Below are 16137 nucleotides of genomic sequence, written 5' to 3' on the forward strand. Positions count from 1 at the left end.
GACGCCCGTCGGTATCATGATGGATGATCTTCCGTCGCATCAGCTATCGGTTGTTCCGGACGTAGCAGATCGATTAATCTGAAAATGAGGCTTAGCGCCACCCCGACAAGCGTCGCCAGCGCCATCCCTTTCAGTTCTACCGCGCCGATATTCACTTTCGCACCACTGACACCAATAATCAGAATGATCGCGGTCAGGATCAAATTTTGTGCTTTGTTATAATCGACTTTCGATTCGATCAGCACACGAATGCCTGAGGTGCCAATCACACCATACAGCAGCAGTGAGACCCCGCCCATCACTGGCACAGGAATCGCCTGGATCGCCGCCGCCAGCTTACCAATACAGGAGAGCAGAATAGCCAAAATCGCCGCCCCGCCGATAACCCAGGTGCTGTAAACCCGGGTTATCGCCATAACGCCAATATTCTCGCCATAAGTGGTATTCGGTGTCGAACCAAAAAAACCAGAAATGATAGTCGATAAGCCATTGGCAAACATCGAACGATGTAAACCCGGATCGCGCAGAAGATCCTTTTTGACAATATTCGCCGTTACCACCAGATGACCGATATGTTCGGCAATCACCACCAGGGCGGCGGGCAGCACGGTCAAAATAGCAAACCATTCAAAACGCGGGGTATAGAACGTCGGCAGAGAAAACCAGGGCGCTTTTACAATCGGGGTGATATCCACAATACCCATCCCAAAGGCGAGCGCATAACCGGCCAGCACACCAATAAGAATCGGGATAATCGCCAGAAAGCCACGAAACAGCACTGATCCTAATATCGTCACCGCCAGGGTCGCCATCGAAATAATGATCGTTTTACTCTCAGGCGCGTGTCCGTCGGCAGGCAGAAGACCGGCCATATTGGCGGCGACACCAGCCAGTTCGAGGCCAATAACCGCAACAATCGCGCCCATTGCTGCAGGTGGAAACATCACATTCAGCCAGCCAATACCTGCTTTTTTGACGATCAACGAGACCAGACAAAACAGTACCCCACAGGCAATAAATCCGCCCAGCGCCACGTCATAGCCTTGTGGTAACAGCAATAAGACCGGAGAGATAAAAGCAAAGCTCGATCCCAGATAGGCCGGGATCTTGCCCTGACAAATAAACAGATACAGTAAGGTTCCCAGACCGTTAAACAACAGAACGGTCGCCGGATCAATATGAAACAGAATGGGGACTAAAACGGTTGCACCGAACATCGCAAACAGATGTTGTAAGCTCAGAGCAATCGTTTGTAGAAAGGGGGGTTTTTCATTCACTCCAATGGCGCGACGCGTCATAGTCTGATCCTCTGCGGGTCGTTGATTTATTACACTCGTGGATGCGATTGGCCGGTTAATCGTTATCGATAACGCCACAGCCAACCGACGGAAAATAGTCAGTGAGTTATGTTCTTTTTCGCCCTGTGAAAGGGGAAAAACAGACCGTCCGCATCCTTACCAGCCATCTGTGTCTGTATTTTACGCAAAAAAAACCGACTTTCGTGAAAGTCGGTTTTGCAGGTTCATTTCATTACTTAGTACCAAAAATCTTATCACCGGCATCGCCAAGTCCTGGGATGATGTAGCCCTGCTCATTTAGCCCCTGGTCAATCGCCGCAGTATACAGTTCGACATCCGGATGTGCCTGTTCCAGCGCAGCAATACCTTCCGGAGCCGCCACTAATACCAGCACTTTAATGCTGGAACAACCGGCGTTTTTCAGCAGATCAATGGTCGCGATCATCGATCCGCCGGTTGCCAGCATCGGATCAACCACCAGTGCCATCCGCTCCTCAATATTGGAGGCGAGCTTCTGGAAATAGGGAACCGGCGCTAAGGTCTCTTCGTTACGATAGATTCCCACGACGCTGATACGCGCACTGGGAACATGCTCCAGCACGCCATCCATCATGCCCAGCCCGGCACGCAGAATCGGCACCACCGTAATTTTCTTACCTTTTATTCGTTCGATCTCTACCGGGCCATTCCAGCCTTCAATGACCGCTTTTTCTGTTTCCAGATCGGCTGTCGCTTCATAGGTCAGTAAGCTGCCCACCTCGGAGGCGAGTTCCCGGAAGCGTTTAGTGCTGATATCAAACTCACGCATCAACCCCAGCTTGTGTTTGACAAGAGGGTGTTTCACTTCCACGATTTTCATACTCTTTCTCCTCATAACGGGCGGCCACAAAAAAATCGCCGGATTATACCTCTTTTTCACATTTATACCATAGCGAATACTTTGCTTGTGAGCGTTACTGGCTAAAAAAATAGCTGTATTTTCATATTGATAAAGAATATCTGCGCCATAATCTCTTCGTTTTCTGTTATTCCGGTAGCAGGCGGAGCATGGCAGCAAATCCGTCTCGCAAACGTTTGCCTTCCCTGTTAGAATGACGTCCACTGTTCTTGCCAGCGCCAATACAGGAAGCTTCCGCGTGACAAATCCCACCTCTCTTAGCTACAAAGACGCCGGTGTCGATATCGATGCTGGTAACGCGCTCGTTGAACGGATTAAGAGCGTGGTAAAACCCACCCGACGCCCTGAAGTCATGGGCGGTCTGGGCGGATTCGGTGCGTTATGTGCGATACCACAAAAATACCAGCAACCGATCCTGGTCTCCGGCACCGATGGCGTCGGCACCAAGTTACGTCTGGCGATAGATTTGCAATGCCATCACACTATCGGTATTGATCTGGTCGCAATGTGCGTTAACGATCTGGTTGTCCAGGGAGCGGAACCCCTGTTTTTCCTTGATTATTACGCCACCGGAAAACTGGATGTCGATATCGCGGCCAGTGTCATCAGCGGGATTGCTGCCGGTTGCCAGCAAGCGGGCTGTGCGCTGGTGGGCGGCGAAACCGCAGAAATGCCAGGCATGTATCATGGCGGCGATTATGACCTCGCCGGTTTTTGTGTCGGTGTGGTCGAAAAATCAGCCATCATTGATGGCAGCAAAGTGATGGCTGGTGATGCGCTGATCGCCCTGGCCTCCAGCGGCCCACATGCTAATGGCTACTCTCTGGTGCGAAAAATTATCGCTGTCAGTGACAGCGATCCCCGACAGGTCGAGCTCAGCGGTCAATCACTGGCTGATCACCTGCTGACCCCCACCCGTATCTATGTGAAATCGATACTCGATCTGATTGCTCATGTTGATGTACACGCCATCGCGCATCTGACTGGCGGTGGCTTCGTGGAAAATATTCCCCGCGTTCTACCGGACAACTGCCAGGCGATTATCGATACCAGCTCATGGCAGTGGCCGGAAGTATTTCACTGGCTGCAAGAAAATGGCCACGTCAGCCTTGATGAAATGTATCGCACCTTTAATTGTGGTGTCGGTATGATTATCGCGCTTCCTGCCTGTGCAGTGCCTGATGCGCTCTCTTTACTGAAAGCCCAGGGGGAAACGGCATGGCAAATCGGCGTTATCCGCGCGACTGATGGCCCGGCGTCGGTGGTAATGGCATAGGTTGTTATCACGCACCGTACTCATCTGGCGCTGATCCCCTCTCTCCGCCGCTGTCCGGCCCGGTAAAAAAGAGTTTTACTAAGAGCCTGGCTCACCAGGCGTTATTGGCGCAGCCAGTCTGGACACGGACAGCGCGGAGAAACCGCAACGTACACGGAGTACGTGAGGATTTCGAGCACTGCCCAGGGCCAGAATGGCAAGTAAAATAGCCTGATGGGCCAGGCTCTAAACCGGACAGCGTTGGACATTTCACTATAAAGCTCGCCATAATAAAAACGCAACATTAGCCAACCGGAGTATGAGCTGTAATGGGCCAGGAAAAGCTGTATATCGAAAAAGAACTCAGTTGGTTGTCCTTTAATGAACGTGTTCTTCAGGAAGCCGCAGATAAAAGTAATCCACTGATTGAACGTATGCGTTTTCTGGGCATTTACTCTAACAACCTTGATGAGTTTTACAAAGTGCGCTTCGCCGAACTTAAGCGCCGTATCATTATCAGTGAAGAACAGGGAAATACGCTCCACGCTCACCACTTGCTGGGAAAAATTCAGACACGTGTTCTTAAAGCCGACCAGCAATTTGACAGCCTGTATAATGAACTGCTGCTGGAGATGGCGCGTAAACAGATCTTTCTGGTTAACGAACGTCAGCTTTCGGTCAATCAACAGGCCTGGTTACGCGATTACTTCCGCCAGCATCTGCGTAAGCACATCATCCCGATTATGATTAATCAGGATACCGATCTGATCCAGTTTCTGAAAGATGACTACACTTATCTGGCTGTCGAGATTATCCGTGGTGACAGCGTTAACTATGCTTTACTGGAAATCCCGGCCGATAAAGTGCCGCGTTTTATTAATCTGCCGCCAGAAGCGCCACGAAGAATAAAACCGATGATTTTACTGGACAATATATTACGTTATTGTCTCGATGATATTTTTAAGGGTTTCTTCGATTTTGATACCCTCAATGCCTATTCGATGAAGATGACACGTGATGCCGAATATGACCTGGTTCACGAGATGGAATCGAGCCTGATGGAGCTGATGTCCTCCAGCCTTAAACAGCGCCTGACCGCAGAACCGGTACGTTTTGTCTATCAACGTGATATGCCCCATGCGATGGTGGAAATGCTGCGCGATAAATTCGCCATTTCACACTATGACTCGATGTTGCCCGGCAGCCGCTATCATAATTTTAAAGATTTTATCAATTTCCCTAATGTCGGTAAGGCTAACCTGGTCAACAAACCCCAGCCATGTCTGCGTCATGTCTGGTTTGATAAATTTCGTAATGGCTTTGATACTATCCGTGAACGCGATGTCTTGCTCTATTATCCCTATCATACCTTTGAGCATGTGCTGGAGTTACTGCGGCAGTCCTCATTTGACCCCAGCGTACTGGCAATCAAAATCAATATTTACCGGGTAGCCAAAGATTCACGGATCATCGACTCGGTTATTCATGCCGCCCATAATGGCAAAAAAGTGACGGTGGTCGTTGAGCTACAGGCGCGTTTTGACGAAGAGGCCAATATTCGCTGGGCCAAACGGCTGACCGAAGCGGGGGTTCACGTTATCTTCTCCGCACCCGGGCTGAAAATTCACGCCAAGTTGTTCCTGATATCGCGCCGGGAGGGAAACAGAGTTATCCGTTACGCCCATATTGGCACTGGGAACTTTAATGAAAAAACCGCCCGCCTGTATACCGACTATTCATTGCTCACCGCAGATGCCCGCATCACCAATGAAGTACGTAGGGTCTTTAATTTTATTGAAAATCCTTACCGCCCGGTCAGTTTCAACTATCTGCTGGTGTCGCCACAAAATTCACGTCATCTGTTATATGACATGATCGATCAGGAAATAGATAATGCCCGCAATGGACGCCCCGCAGGCATTACCCTGAAGCTCAATAATCTGGTGGATGAGGGGCTGGTCGATCGCCTGTATGCCGCCTCCGGTGCCGGGGTGCCGATCAATCTGTTAGTTCGTGGCATGTGTTCGCTGATCCCAGGGCTCCCCGGGATCAGCGAAAATATTCGTGCTATCAGTATTGTTGATCGTTTTCTTGAGCATGATCGGGTCTATGTTTTCGAAAATGGCGGCGATAAAAAAGTCTGGCTCTCTTCCGCCGACTGGATGACGCGCAATATCGATTATCGCATTGAAGTGGCCGTCCCCCTGCTGGACCCTGATCTAAAACAACGTGTACTGAATATCCTTGCGATTTTGTTCAGTGATACGGTGAAAGCACGCTATCTTGATAAAGAACTGAGTAATCGCTATGTGCCACGCGGTAATCGCCGTAAGGTGCGCGCACAACCGGCGATATACCATTATCTCCAATCGCTTGAAAAACCTGATTAGCGCCTATGCCAGTAAATCACGAAATGAGTTGCCCACAAGAGTTCGCAGCGGTCGATCTGGGATCAAACAGCTTCCATATGGTTATCGCTCGCGTTGTTGACGGTACTCTACAAATTATCAGCCGACTCAAACAACGTGTTCATCTCGCTGATGGGCTTGACGACCACGGACGGCTCAGTGAGGAGGCGATCAGCCGGGGATTAAACTGTTTATCGCTGTTTGCAGAGCGGTTACGGGGATTTCCTCCCTCGCGTGTCCGTATTGTCGGGACACATACTTTACGTCAGGCAACCAATGCTGAGGAGTTTCTCCATCGGGCGAAAAAAGTGCTCCCCTACCCCATCGAGATAATCTCCGGCAACGAAGAGGCGCGTCTGATTTTTATGGGGGTCGCCCATACTCAGCCCGGCGGCGGACGTAAGCTGGTGATCGATATCGGCGGCGGCTCAACCGAACTGATTATTGGCGAAAATTTCCAGCCATTACTGGTTGAAAGCCGGCGTATGGGCTGCGTGAGTTTTTCTCAGACCTATTTTGCTGACGGTATTATCAGTAAAGATAACTTTCAGCATGCTCGGCTGGCGGCGATCCAGCAACTGGAAACCCTGGCCTCCCCGTTTCGTGCCCTCGGCTGGGATGTGGCAATGGGAGCATCCGGAACGATCAAAGCGGTTCATGAAGTGTTAATCGCAAGCGGCAAAAAAGAGGGGGTGATCACCCCTGAACGTCTTGAGAAGCTGGTGGCGGAACTGCTGAAATTTAAACACAGGGATAAACTCAGGCTACCGGGTTTGTCAGAAGATCGCAAAATGGTCTTTGCACCCGGGCTGGCTATCCTGTGCGGTGTTTTCGATGCGCTGAAAATTAAAGCGTTATTGCTCTCTGATGGCGCTTTGCGCGAAGGGGTACTGTATGAAATGGAGGGGCGTTTTCGCCATCAGGATATTCGTAGCCGTACTGCGCAAAGTCTGTCGCGGCAATACAATATTGATACTCAGCAAGCATCCCGGGTTCTGGAAACGACAATGCAGCTATTCGCACAATGGCAGGCGCAAAACCCGCGACTGGCTGATCCTTGTCTGACAGCGTTACTGAAATGGGCAGCGATGTTGTATGAAATCGGACTCGGTATTAACCACAGTGGCATACATCGTCATTCCGCCTATATTTTGCAACACAGTGATCTCCCAGGCTTTGATCAGGAACAACAAATGATGATAGCGACCCTGGTTCGTTATCATCGTAAATCGATCCATCCGGATGAGCTTCCCCGCTTCACTCTTTTTAAGAAAAAGCAGTTCTTGCCGCTGATTAAACTCCTGCGTCTCGGCGTGCTACTGAATAATCAGCGTCAGGCAACCCTTCTGCCACCTGAACTGATATTAAATACTGACGACAACCACTGGACTCTGATCTTTCCCCATGACTGGTTTCATCAGAATGTACTGATACGCCTCGACCTGGAAAAAGAACAAAAGTACTGGCACGATGTCGCTGACTGGAAACTGGAGATTAGCGAAGCAAAACCCGATAACTGCGGCTAACACCGTGCCAGATGCGTCTCATCCGGCATTATGATGGAGATGATGTTCTGCCTCCGTGACCAGTGATGCGAGCGGCACTGGTTCACCAATATCATATCCCTGAAGATAATCGATCCCCAGGGCCAGCACCGCCTTGCGGATGTCGGGGGTTTCCACATACTCCGCCACCAGCTGCATCTTTTTCATCCGTGCCAGATTGCAAATAGATGCCACGACCTGGTAATCGAGGCTACTGGTCATCAGGTTACGAATAAAGCTACCGTCAATCTTTAGCAGATCGGCGTTCAGATTCTTGAGGCTGACGTAGCTGGCATAACCGGTGCCAAAGTCATCAATCGCCACCCGACATCCCAGCATTTGTAAATGTGCCAGCGTTTGTCGCGCCTGCTGCGGATTACGCAGGGCGTGATTTTCTGTTAATTCAAAGATTAACTGCCACGGTTCAATATGATACTGCGCCAGTAATCGCGATACTTCATCAGGGAAGTGACTACGACTGACCGAAACCGGAGACAGGTTAACCGCCAGCCGTAATCCCGGTAACGTTTTGCGATGCTGATCCATAAAGGAAAGGGTATGTTCCAGCACCCATATATCAATCTGCGAAACAAGGCCAAACTCATGCGCCACTGGCAAAAAATCGGCGGGTGACACGAGCTTGCCGTTATCATCCACCATTCTCAACAACACTTCATGGTAATTATCGCCACGGATTCCCATAATCGGTTGTGCCATCAGGTAAAACTGGTTTTGTTCCAGCGCCTGCTGGATCTGATGCATCCGCGCTACTTTATCTTTTAAGCAATACTGTCCCTGAGTCACGCCACTAAATGACATATTCTCTGGCTGGTCACTGGTCAACGACATATCGGCAACATTATTCAGCTCTCCCAGTAACAGATGAAGATGCTGAACCGGTGAACGCACATTGCAGTAACTTATCCCAACTCTTGGCTGTAACGGTATCCCATCCCAGATAAAACGAAAATGACGGACGCGCTGATCGAGTTCAGCAATACGTGTCAGATGATCGCCACTGTTGAGGCGGATCACCAGATCATGCCCGGAAAGATCATAGACATCTTCATTGGGCTGAAGTAACTCACCCAGATGTTCGGCCAGCTTTTGCTTATACTGAATACGCAACAGAACCCCATAATAACGCCCTAACAGCTCGAGTTCCGGAATGCATAAAAAACAGATCACTGACCAGACGGAGTTATCCAACGCCCGGCTCAATGCCCGGATATTCGGCATATGAACCACTGGATCGAGAAATGCCATGCGCTGTATCCGCGAATGAATCAGGCGTTGCCGGGTGGCCAGCATTGCCATATACACGACAATGAAAGATGACAACAGATAAGATGATGAAGTGACCGCCAGTTGATTTTGATAGTTAAGCGAAACGGGCAAATAACGATCATGAAAATGAATAATCAGAATCAACACCGGTATCCAGATAACAGCGATCAGACGATAACCAAAACGCATGCCACCCCACAACATCACCGGTGTCAGTAATGATAAGGTATAGCTGGTACTGAAAATCGTACTACTGCTATTCAATGGAATAAATAATAGCAACAGTAAGATGACGAGTAATAATGACCACAGAATAAACTCTGCCCGGTTAACTTTAGGATCGACCTGTAAGCGTGCCTGATATATAAAGCGGCGAAAATATAATGGGTTGCGGATGATCCGAATAAAAAAATAGCACAAGGGTACCCCGGTTAAACAACCGACCATCAGTGCCTGGAAGGTAATCAACGATCGCAAATTAAACGGATCGCTCCCGACCAGCTCAGCGGCTAAAACAGGCAGTTGCAGTTTTCCGGTCAGCTGAGAAAAGACCACAAATATCGCTGAGGGTAACAACATCAGCCACAGCAACCGATGTGGTATCAGGTCGATATTACCGTGTGGTGCCTGCCGTCTGCGGGGAGAAAAAATATGGTAGCCCGCCCAGCACAATACTGACGGGATCAGAAATTGACAAACGAGCCCCACCGACTCGACTATCGGCAGATCATAGGTAAAGGTCACGATCAGACCAATAATAAGCCCCGGTAAGGCTACCCAGTTAAAAAAGAGCATCAGGCTTAGTACCAGCGCCAGAGGCAAACAGTAAAGCGCGACTTCATTACCATTCAGTGTTGCGTACGCATTGACCTGGTTCGCCAGTGGCAGTAACAGTGTCGGGAGTATGAGTGGCAATGCCCACCATTTATCACGATATTGTTGATAAAATTTCATTATGTCCCCTGGCACTCCGTGGATAACTCACTATTCTGTCAACCCGGTTTCAACAGGTATACGATTTCATCGCTTTTAATACCTGTCATGGCCGATATTGCGCGGCCTCCATGAGGCGTGAAGATTTTAGTTATCAATAATGGTACAACTCTGATTTTACTAAAAAAAATTTTTTATTCTGGAAAATCAAAGCCATTTTTACACCAGATTGCAGAAAATAAAAAAAACAGAGATACGATGACCGTTCTATATAAATAACAATACAATTTATTTCAACAATAATTTTTAGCGAAAAAATAATCATCATAATGATAATGACAAGCGGGAGTATAATCACACCCGGTGGCGGATAACAGCAACAGCCATAATCGTGCTGGTTTTTAGTGCTGATCACTGCGCTGTGGAATCAGCGAAACTGCCCACTTACCGGCTATCGACTATCACGGTAAAACCGGTGTATGTTGACTTTGAGGTAATAACTTGCACTACGCAATGATCGTGATCGTCATAGTGTAAGACAACTGCCATTTTGCCAGCGTCGCAACGTTATGCTCAGGGGAAATGTGTTTCATTGGTCACTCTACAGTCCTCAGACTGATTTTTCACAAGGGGTGACAACTATCACTGACAGTGAGGGATTTCATGGTAATCGCTATTTGTCGCCATAGTGATAACGGGCTGCGTAAATGATGATTTCTCCGTTCTGAATTGAGTAAACCAACCGATGGCTCTGATCGATTCGGCGAAAATAGAGCGCCGGATCTTTGTGATGGCGCAGCCGCTCAGGTTTTCCCATACCGGTTAGCGGGTCACTCTCGATGCTGTGAAGTAATTGTCTGATACGTTCGAATTTTTTCTTGTCAGTACCACGCCAGTAGTTAATATCTTCAGCACTATTCTTTGTGAACTTAATATTCCACTTCGACAAATTCGCCACGCTCCGCTTGTTTCATGGACTCATTTATATGGGTCGCATTTGCAGGATTACTAAACAGATAAACTGTTTCCATAAGCGCCTCATACTCTTCGGCATCGATCATGACAACATCAGGCGCGTCACGGCGCATGATTCGAATTGGCTCTGCATCATCTGTAACACGTTTCATGGTATCGGAAAAGTGCTTACGAGCGTCGGTAAAAGTGATTACATACATCTTAGAACTCCTCTCAATCAGGCTTTAGCATATATATGTACATCATTAAGTACAAGTATGCTTTTTACTATAACATTTGTACGCATACCAGTAACTCTCAGGATAACTGTCCCCCTGATTAACTTATAATCTGGCTCATCAGGTGATTTTACTTGTCGATTTGGCCCGAGATCCTCATGTACTACCTGTACGTTGTGGGTTCTCCACGCTGTCCGTACCCAAACTGGCTGCGTCAATAACGCTTGGCAGGATAGGCTCTTAAGCTGTAAATATAGCCATCAGAAATTTTCCGATATACAGAAATAAAAAACCCGCTGTTATTAACAGCGGGTTTTTTTATCGTCGTTGCCTTAATTAACCGCAGGCTGCCGGTCAATCACTCCCACTCAATCGTCGCGGGGGGTTTACCGCTGATATCGTAGACCACACGCGAAATGCCATTGACCTCGTTGATAATCCGGTTAGAAACCCGGCCAAGAAAATCATACGGCAGATGTGCCCAGTGCGCGGTCATAAAGTCGATCGTTTCGACGGCACGTAATGCAATAACCCAGTCGAATTTACGTCCGTCACCCATCACACCCACCGAACGCACCGGCAGGAAGACAGCAAACGCCTGGCTGACTTTATGATATAAATCAGCTTTATGCAGTTCTTCGATAAAGATCGCGTCCGCACGGCGCAATAAATCACAGTACGCTTTTTTCACTTCACCCAGCACACGCACGCCCAGACCGGGGCCCGGGAAAGGATGGCGATAGAGCATGTCATAAGGCAGCCCCAGCTCGAGGCCAATTTTACGCACCTCATCCTTGAACAGCTCTTTGAGCGGCTCGACCAGCCCCAGCTTCATCTCTTTCGGCAGACCACCGACATTATGGTGAGATTTTATCACATGCGCTTTACCGGTAGCGGATGCGGCGGATTCGATGATATCAGGATAGATAGTCCCCTGCGCCAGCCACTTGACATCGTCGTGCTTCATCGCCTGTTCATCAAACAGCTCAACAAAGACACGTCCGATAATTTTACGTTTGGCCTCCGGATCACTCTCACCGGCCAGTGCGCCCAGAAAACGATCTTCTGCTGCCAGATGCACAATATTGAGGCCGAAATGTTCACCGAACATTTCCATAACCTGGCTGGCTTCATTCAGTCGCAGCAAGCCATTATCGACAAAAACGCAGGTCAGATTGTTGCCAATAGCGCGATGCAGCAACATCGCGGTGACAGAAGAGTCCACACCGCCCGACAGTCCGAGGATCACTTTGTCATTACCTACCTGCTGACGAATACGGATAATGGTATCGTCGATGATTCTGGCGGCGGTCCACAGCGCTTCACACTGGCAGATATCGCGCACAAACCGCTCCAGAATCCGTAGCCCCTGGCGGGTATGGGTGACCTCCGGATGGAACTGCACACCATAAAAGCGTTTATCTTCGTCAGCCATAATCGCGAACGGACAGGTTTCGGTACTGGCGACGGTAACAAACCCTGGCGGGATCGCCGTCACTTTATCACCGTGACTCATCCAGACATCCAGTAATGCCTTGCCGTCGGCATTCAGTGAATCTTCAATACCGTCGACTAACGCGCTATCGGTTTGTACTGTAACCTGGGCATAGCCAAATTCACGCTCAGTAGAAGAGACAACATCACCGCCCAGCTGGACGGCCATCGTTTGCATCCCATAACAGATACCCAATACCGGGACACCCGCTTCGAAAACATACTGCGGCGCACGCGGGCTGTTCTGTTCGGTGGTACTTTCCGGGCCACCAGAGAGAATAATGCCATTGGGGTTGAAGGCGCGAATTTGTTCTGCCGTTACATCCCAGGCCCATAACTCGCAATAGACGCCAGCTTCCCGTATACGGCGTGCCACTAATTGCGTGTACTGAGAACCAAAGTCCAGAATAAGAATACGATGTTTATGAATGTTATCAGTCATTAGTGTTGATTCCACAACAGTCGCGGTTAAATAAAATCGCCTGATATTTTCATTAGGCGATTGCCATCAGGAGCCCATGCGGTAGTTTGGCGACTCTTTGGTGATCGTCACATCATGGACATGACTTTCCTGAATACCGGCACCACTGATACGCACAAATTCAGCTTTCGTTCTCAGGGTATCAATGTTACTACAGCCGGTCAGCCCCATGCAGGATCGCAGGCCGCCCATCTGCTGGTGAATAATCTCTTTCACTTTTCCTTTATAAGCCACCCGTCCTTCAATACCTTCGGGGACTAATTTGTCGGCGGCGTTATCGCTCTGGAAATAACGATCAGAGGAGCCTTTGGCCATCGCCCCCAGCGATCCCATACCGCGATAAGATTTGTAAGAGCGCCCCTGATAAAGTTCAATCTCACCGGGGGATTCTTCAGTACCGGCCAGCATTGAGCCCACCATCACTGCCGCTGCGCCCGCCGCAATCGCTTTCGCAATATCACCGGAGAAACGAATCCCACCGTCAGCGATCACCGGAATACCGGTTCCTTCCAGCGCCGCCACGGCGTCAGAGATCGCGGTAATCTGCGGAACACCAACCCCGGTCACGATCCGGGTAGTACAAATCGATCCTGGCCCGATGCCGACTTTGACGGCACTGGCGCCTGCTTCCATCAATGCACGGGCACCGGCTCCCGTCGCCACATTACCGCCAATAATCGGCAATTGTGGATACTTCGCCCGCGTTTCACGAATACGCTGCAACACCCCTTCTGAGTGACCGTGTGAGGAGTCGATAAGCAGGACATCGACCCCTGCCGCGACCAGCGCATCAATGCGCTCCTCATTGCCCGCGCCCGCCCCGACCGCAGCGCCAACCCGCAGACGTCCGTGCTCATCTTTACAGGCGTTCGGTTTACGTTCTGCTTTCTGAAAATCTTTCACCGTGATCATGCCGAGCAGATGGAAATTTGCATCGACCACCAGTGCCTTTTCAATCCGTTTTTCATGCATTCTGGCGAAGACCACTTCGCGGTTCTCCCCCTCCCGTACCGTTACCAGTCGTTCTTTTGGCGTCATATAGACGCTGACGGGCTGATTGAGGTCGGTGACGAAACGAACATCACGCCCGGTAATAATACCCACCAGCTCATTTTGTTCTGTGACCACCGGATAACCCGCAAAACCATTGCGTTCAGTCAGCGCTTTCACTTCATGCAACGTCGTGGTCGGCAGCACGGTTTGCGGCTCAGAAACCACGCCGGATTCATGTTTCTTGACCCGGAGAACCTCTTCGACCTGGCGTTCTATCGACATATTTTTATGGATAAAACCGATACCGCCTTCCTGCGCCAGTGCAATAGCCAGTCGCGCTTCAGTGACGGTATCCATCGCGGCGGACAGCATCGGGATGTTCAGACGAATATCGGCGGTTAACTGCGTACTCAGATCAGCAGTATGGGGTAAAACAGTAGAGTGAGCGGGAATAAGGAGGACATCATCAAATGTCAGCGCTTCTTTAGCGATACGTAGCATGGCAATATCTCGATCTGGGTAGATAAATATTGCCGCGGCATTATACAGAGCGTAACCGATTGCATCTACACTTTTTTATGACTAACCCTTGCGATTGTGGCTGTTCGCGTTACTATTAGCCAATTATCCGCCTGATGCAGAATGTGATCTCACTGATATGTTGCCCTCATCTTCCCCCCCTGTCCTGAGCGTCAGTCGTCTGAACCAGACCGTTCGTCAGTTACTGGAACAGGAAATAGGCCTGTTGTGGATTAGCGGCGAGATCTCCAACTTCAGCCAGCCTGCCTCTGGTCACTGGTATTTTACCCTTAAAGATGATAACGCCCAGGTGCGCTGTGCCATGTTTCGCAACAGCAATCGCCGGGTTACTTTTCGTCCGCAACATGGGCAACAGGTGCTGGTTCGCGCCAATATCACCCTGTACGAACCCCGTGGCGACTATCAAATCATCGTCGAAAGCCTGCAACCGGCCGGTGAAGGACTTCTCCAGCAAAAATATGAACAGTTAAAGGCACAACTGGCGGCAGAAGGACTTTTCGATCAACAACATAAAAAAGGTCTGCCCGCACCGGCGCATTGTGTCGGTATTATCACCTCACCCACCGGTGCTGCACTGCATGATATTCTGCAGATCCTCAAACGGCGTGATCCGGCACTGCCGGTGATTATCTATCCGACGGCAGTACAGGGTGATGATGCGCCCGCACAAATTATCCGTGCCATCGAATTAGCCAACCGACGCCAGGAGTGTGATGTGTTGATTGTGGGCCGTGGTGGTGGCTCGCTGGAAGACTTATGGAGTTTTAATGATGAGCGGGTGGCGCGGGCCATTTTTGCCAGCCATATCCCGATGGTGAGTGCTGTTGGCCATGAAACAGATATCACCATCGCCGACTTTGTCGCTGACCTGCGCGCCCCGACGCCTTCTGCTGCCGCCGAACTTGTCAGCCGTAATCAGCAGGAGTTGCAGCGACAATTACAAAGCGGGCAACAGCGCCTGGCGATGGCGATGGACTATTTTCTCGCGCAGCGTCATCAACGCTTTGACGCGCTATACCACCGGCTGCAACAGCAGCACCCGCAGTTACGCTTAGTACGTCAGCAGGCATCGCTGGAACGGCTGCGCCAGCGTCTTCGTCAGGGGATGGAGACCCGGCTCAGATATACCATTCAGCGCCAGCAACGGCTTGAGCAACGTCTGAACCTGCAAAATCCGCTATCGGCAATTCATCGTATTCAGTCATATCTTCAGCAACTGGAATATCGCCTCGCCGAAAGCATTCGTGGCCGCCTGAGTGATCAGCGAGAACAATTCAGCAATCGTGTGACTCATCTGGAAGCCGTCAGCCCGCTGGCAACCCTGGCGCGTGGCTACAGTGTCACCACCCTTGCCGAAGGTGGGGTGCTGAAACACACCCGCCAGGCAAAAGTGGGGCATCTTCTGACAACGCGGGTTAATGACGGCTGGATTGCAAGTGAAGTGAAAGAGATTACGCCGATCAAACAAACATCGCGCCAACGCTCATAAGGTCTCATCCACGGACTGCAGACAGTACTCAGCCTGTTTTTTCGACAGCAAGCCGTGCCCGTTATTGCAAAAATAATTCACCGCACCACAGGCGGCCAGCACCTCCAGCGGTTGATGGCATTCCGGGCAGCAGGGTTGTATGGCAAAGGTTTTATCACAGTGGCAACAGTGGGCCTGATGGCCGTGCGGTTGCAGGGTGGCATGACACAAAGGGCAGAACAGCTTCATGATGATTCCTGATAAAAAGATCAAACAACAGCCTGTTACTGACGAAAGCGGGAGGGAAAATGACTTTTCTCTCCCGATAAAAATCAACCCGTTGAT

Annotated in this window: 12 protein-coding genes; 4 read left to right on the plus strand and 8 right to left on the minus strand. The window is 50.0% G+C overall.

Features of this window, described 5'->3' with window-relative positions; genetic code table 11:
• Positions 1 to 14 precede the first annotated feature (14 nt).
• The gene (gene uraA, locus PT300_13595; protein MDF7681562.1) at positions 15 to 1298 is read right to left on the minus strand and encodes a uracil permease; all 1284 of its coding nucleotides are present in this window, start codon (positions 1296 to 1298) and stop codon (positions 15 to 17) included.
• 232 nt (positions 1299 to 1530) lie between these two features.
• Positions 1531 to 2157: a uracil phosphoribosyltransferase gene (gene upp / locus PT300_13600; protein MDF7681563.1), complete on the minus strand. Its 627-nt coding sequence runs from the start codon at positions 2155 to 2157 to the stop codon at positions 1531 to 1533.
• A 277-nt stretch (positions 2158 to 2434) separates the two neighbouring features.
• Here upp and purM point away from each other — a divergent pair, with 277 nt between their 5' ends.
• The 3 genes from purM to ppx all read left to right on the plus strand — a co-directional run bounded on the left by purM (position 2435) and on the right by ppx (position 7385).
• On the plus strand, positions 2435 to 3472 hold the full coding sequence (gene purM, locus PT300_13605; GenBank protein ID MDF7681564.1) for a phosphoribosylformylglycinamidine cyclo-ligase: 1038 nt from the start codon (positions 2435 to 2437) through the stop codon (positions 3470 to 3472).
• 308 nt (positions 3473 to 3780) lie between these two features.
• Positions 3781 to 5841 (plus strand): polyphosphate kinase 1, encoded by a 2061-nt coding sequence (gene ppk1, locus PT300_13610; GenBank protein MDF7681565.1) that lies wholly within the window; start codon positions 3781 to 3783, stop codon positions 5839 to 5841.
• Between the two features lie 5 nt (positions 5842 to 5846).
• Positions 5847 to 7385, plus strand: a complete 1539-nt coding sequence (ppx, locus tag PT300_13615) for an exopolyphosphatase (GenBank protein MDF7681566.1) — start codon at positions 5847 to 5849, stop codon at positions 7383 to 7385.
• A gap of 18 nt (positions 7386 to 7403) precedes the next feature.
• Here the strand turns inward: ppx and PT300_13620 are convergent, their stop codons facing one another.
• From PT300_13620 to guaB, 5 genes are all read right to left on the minus strand, one after another.
• Positions 7404 to 9644 (minus strand): EAL domain-containing protein, encoded by a 2241-nt coding sequence (locus PT300_13620; protein ID MDF7681567.1) that lies wholly within the window; start codon positions 9642 to 9644, stop codon positions 7404 to 7406.
• Between the two features lie 652 nt (positions 9645 to 10296).
• The gene (locus PT300_13625) at positions 10297 to 10572 is read right to left on the minus strand and encodes a Txe/YoeB family addiction module toxin (GenBank protein MDF7681568.1); all 276 of its coding nucleotides are present in this window, start codon (positions 10570 to 10572) and stop codon (positions 10297 to 10299) included.
• Positions 10553 to 10798 (minus strand): type II toxin-antitoxin system Phd/YefM family antitoxin, encoded by a 246-nt coding sequence (locus tag PT300_13630; GenBank protein ID MDF7681569.1) that lies wholly within the window; start codon positions 10796 to 10798, stop codon positions 10553 to 10555. Before PT300_13630 ends, PT300_13625 begins: the two co-directional genes overlap by 20 nt.
• A 376-nt stretch (positions 10799 to 11174) precedes the next feature.
• A complete protein-coding gene (gene guaA, locus PT300_13635; protein ID MDF7681570.1) occupies positions 11175 to 12752 on the minus strand; it encodes a glutamine-hydrolyzing GMP synthase in 1578 nt (525 codons plus the stop codon).
• 66 nt (positions 12753 to 12818) lie between these two features.
• A complete protein-coding gene (guaB, locus tag PT300_13640; GenBank protein ID MDF7681571.1) occupies positions 12819 to 14285 on the minus strand; it encodes an IMP dehydrogenase in 1467 nt (488 codons plus the stop codon).
• Positions 14286 to 14442: 157 nt separating this feature from the next.
• Here guaB and xseA point away from each other — a divergent pair, with 157 nt between their 5' ends.
• A complete protein-coding gene (xseA, locus tag PT300_13645; protein ID MDF7681572.1) occupies positions 14443 to 15813 on the plus strand; it encodes an exodeoxyribonuclease VII large subunit in 1371 nt (456 codons plus the stop codon).
• Here xseA and PT300_13650 read toward each other — a convergent pair.
• The gene (locus PT300_13650; protein ID MDF7681573.1) at positions 15808 to 16041 is read right to left on the minus strand and encodes a zinc ribbon domain-containing protein; all 234 of its coding nucleotides are present in this window, start codon (positions 16039 to 16041) and stop codon (positions 15808 to 15810) included. The two genes, xseA and PT300_13650, sit on opposite strands and share 6 nt — an antisense overlap.
• Between the last annotated feature and the right edge of the window lie 96 nt (positions 16042 to 16137).

This window comes from Enterobacteriaceae bacterium ESL0689 (assembly GCA_029433525.1).
GTDB lineage: Bacteria > Pseudomonadota > Gammaproteobacteria > Enterobacterales > Enterobacteriaceae > JAQTIF01.

Coding starts and splice junctions, on each gene's coding strand:
- ppk1 (MDF7681565.1), top strand. CDS start 3,781: ATGGGCCAGGAAAAGCTGTATATCGAAAAAGAACTCAGTTGGTTGTCC.
- guaA (MDF7681570.1), bottom strand. CDS start 12,752: ATGACTGATAACATTCATAAACATCGTATTCTTATTCTGGACTTTGGT.
- uraA (MDF7681562.1), bottom strand. CDS start 1,298: ATGACGCGTCGCGCCATTGGAGTGAATGAAAAACCCCCCTTTCTACAA.
- PT300_13650 (MDF7681573.1), bottom strand. CDS start 16,041: ATGAAGCTGTTCTGCCCTTTGTGTCATGCCACCCTGCAACCGCACGGC.
- upp (MDF7681563.1), bottom strand. CDS start 2,157: ATGAAAATCGTGGAAGTGAAACACCCTCTTGTCAAACACAAGCTGGGG.
- guaB (MDF7681571.1), bottom strand. CDS start 14,285: ATGCTACGTATCGCTAAAGAAGCGCTGACATTTGATGATGTCCTCCTT.
- PT300_13630 (MDF7681569.1), bottom strand. CDS start 10,798: ATGTATGTAATCACTTTTACCGACGCTCGTAAGCACTTTTCCGATACC.
- ppx (MDF7681566.1), top strand. CDS start 5,847: ATGCCAGTAAATCACGAAATGAGTTGCCCACAAGAGTTCGCAGCGGTC.
- xseA (MDF7681572.1), top strand. CDS start 14,443: ATGTTGCCCTCATCTTCCCCCCCTGTCCTGAGCGTCAGTCGTCTGAAC.
- PT300_13620 (MDF7681567.1), bottom strand. CDS start 9,644: ATGAAATTTTATCAACAATATCGTGATAAATGGTGGGCATTGCCACTC.